Origin of the sequence: Trinickia sp. (genome assembly GCF_051954495.1) — a bacterium.
Lineage (GTDB): Bacteria > Pseudomonadota > Gammaproteobacteria > Burkholderiales > Burkholderiaceae > Trinickia.
The window spans coordinates 1-2,643 of the sequence record NZ_JBQCHR010000045.1; the positions used below are offsets into that span (position 1 = coordinate 1).

Consider the following 2,643-nt stretch of genomic DNA (forward strand, 5'->3'; position numbering starts at 1 on the left):
ATCAGCCATCCGTCGAGACAGTGACTGTTTCCCACGCGCGAATCTCGTCGTCCAATGCCGATAATTTGGCGCGTACGAGATTCAACGCATCGCTGCCGAGCAAGAGATGGGCGGGCGGGCGTTCCGCGGCGATCACCGCGAGCATCGCCCGCGCCGCTTTCGTTGGGTCGCCCAGTTGTTTTCCGCTTTTCTCCTCACGCGCGAGGCGAATCGGATTGAAGACGGCGTCGTAGTCGGCGATGGAGCGAGGCGTGCGCTTCATCGAGCGGCCCGCCCAGTCGGTGCGGAAGGAACCCGGGGCTACCGCCGTCACATGGATGCCGAAAGGCTTCACTTCCTTGCCGAGGGCCTCGGAAATGCCTTCGAGCGCAAACTTGCTGCCGCAGTAATAGGCGATGCCCGGCATCGTAATGTGACCGCCCATCGACGTGATATTCAGGATGTGGCCACGCCGGCGCGCGCGCATGAACGGCAAGACCGCCTTCATCATGGCCACCGCGCCGAATACGTTCACGTCGAATTGACGGCGAATTTCCGACAGCGGCGATTCTTCCATGACGCCCTCGTGTCCGTACCCCGCATTATTGACGAGCACGTCGATCGGCCCGGCCGTTGACTCGATATCCGACACGACGCCGTCGATGGCGTCGAAATGGGTTACGTCGAGCACGCGTCCAAATGCCGAGTGCGCGGACATCGATTGGAAATCGCGCCTGTCCTTTTCGCTTCTCACGGTGCCGACGACGGTGTGTCCTGCGGTCAGCGCCTCTTGTGCGAGGGCACGGCCGAAGCCGCTGCTGACGCCGGTGATGAGCAGCGTTTTGCCGGTTGTCATGACTGCATCCTCCCAAATGTGGTTCAGGAAGTGCATACTAGTCTCGCCGAAGAAGCCAAAACAGGCGATTTCCGCTGATTTTCTTGCACAAAGCTATGAGCGCTGACCGCAGAGTTCCGCCACGCCCCGATTTGCCCGCTCGAAGCCAGAAACGCATCGTTGCGCTGCTGCATGCGTTGGCGCCTGAAGAGGGGTATAACCTCACCCCCTTGTCCGGCGTCCGTATCCTGCGTTCGAATCGCGCACTGTCGCGCACGCCCGTTTTGTACGATCCGGGCATCGTGATCGTTTGTCAGGGCCGCAAGCGTGGCTGCTTCGGCGATGAACTCTATCTGTATGACGAGCGTCAATACCTGGCCGTGTCGATCCCTGTGCCATTTACGATGGAGACCGACGCCACCCCCGAGCGCCCGCTGCTCGCGCTCTATCTGCACCTCGATTTCGCCATGGCGGCCGAACTCGCGGCACAGATCGATCGCGAAGGGGTGGCCGAACCCGTGCAGCCGCCTCGCAGCATGATGTCCACGCCGATCGACGACGCCATGCAATCGTCGGTCTTGCGCCTGCTCGAAGCGATGCAACGCCCGCTCGAAGCGGCCGTATTGGGGCACGGGCTGCTGCGCGAACTATACTTTCGTGTGCTTACCGGCGCGCAAGGCAGCTCGATGAGAGAGGCGCTGGCCATGCGCGGCCAGTTCGGTCGGATAGGTAAAGCGCTGCGGCTCATTCATGCCGCCTACGCGCAGCCGCTCGACGTGGCGAGGCTGGCGAAAGAGGCGGGTATGAGCGTTCCGAGCTTTCATAGTCACTTTAAGCAGATGACGCAGGTTTCGCCGATGCAGTACGTCAAATCCACGCGCCTGCATCAAGCTAGACTGCTGATGGTTCGCCGCGAGCTTACCGCCGAGGCCGCGAGCCACGCCGTGGGCTACACGAGCGCATCGCAGTTCAGCCGCGAGTTCAAGCGGCTGTTCGGGTTGACGCCGGCGGCCGAGGTGAAGCGCATGAAGGCGGCTTTTGCTATTCCCGCATTTGAGGATACGACGTTTGTGTCGTCGCATTGAGCGAATACACCTTCTGTCACAATGATGTTCCACCGATTCGCCGGCGTGTCGTCGGCTGTTGGCCACGAACTACGATCGATCTTCTCGTCAATGCGCATTTTCGGAATAAGCCTCTCTGTCATCATCGCCGTGATCTTCGCGGTGCACGCCGTCCGTTCCCGGCAGAACATGTACTGGCTGCTGATCTTGTTTCTGTTTCCAGGCCTTGGCAGTTTGGTCTACTTGTTTGTCGTTTACTTGCCGGGCCTGCGCCAATCGCGTGGGGCGAGGGCGGCAACGCGGGCCTTCTCGCAGCTAGTCGATCCTGACCGGGCGGTGCGCGAGGCGCGCACGGATTTCGACCGCGCGCCTACGGTCGCGCATCGCATGCGGCTCGCTGCCGCGCTGCTCGATGCGGGCAATGCGGCCGAAGCGCTCGGGCATTATCGCGAGGCGGCCAGTGGGCCGTTCGCATCCGATCCGGACTTGCTCGAAGGTCTCGCGCGAGCGCAGTTTGCCAACGGCGAAGCCACGGCCGCGCAAGAGACGTTGGAACGTCTGTTCGCCGTTCATCCGGTCGCTCGGCAGAAATCCGAACCGGCCTTGTTGTACGCACAAGCGCTGGCGGCGGTCGATGCGCCGGGCACGCGTGCCGCAGTCGAGGTTGCGCTGGCCCGCGCCAGGGGCGCGGCGCCGCGGTGGGTCTACGCCGATTGGCGGGCCGCGCGGGCCGCCGCCGCCGACCGCCGGCGTGCGCGGGGGCTG

Annotated in this window: 3 protein-coding genes; 2 read left to right on the forward strand and 1 reads right to left on the reverse strand. The window is 63.0% G+C overall.

Annotation, left to right across the window (positions count from 1 at the left end):
• Nucleotide 1: 1 nt before the first annotated feature.
• On the reverse strand, nt 2-835 hold the full coding sequence (locus tag ACTHNR_RS07490) for an oxidoreductase (protein WP_440546940.1): 834 nt from the start codon (nt 833-835) through the stop codon (nt 2-4).
• A gap of 95 nt (nt 836-930) precedes the next feature.
• Here ACTHNR_RS07490 and ACTHNR_RS07495 point away from each other — a divergent pair, with 95 nt between their 5' ends.
• A complete protein-coding gene (locus ACTHNR_RS07495) occupies nt 931-1,899 on the forward strand; it encodes an AraC family transcriptional regulator N-terminal domain-containing protein (protein WP_440546941.1) in 969 nt (322 codons plus the stop codon).
• 90 nt (nt 1,900-1,989) lie between these two features.
• Nucleotides 1,990-2,643, forward strand: a 654-nt coding sequence (locus ACTHNR_RS07500) for a tetratricopeptide repeat protein (RefSeq protein ID WP_440546942.1), incomplete at its 3' end; no start/stop codon positions are given.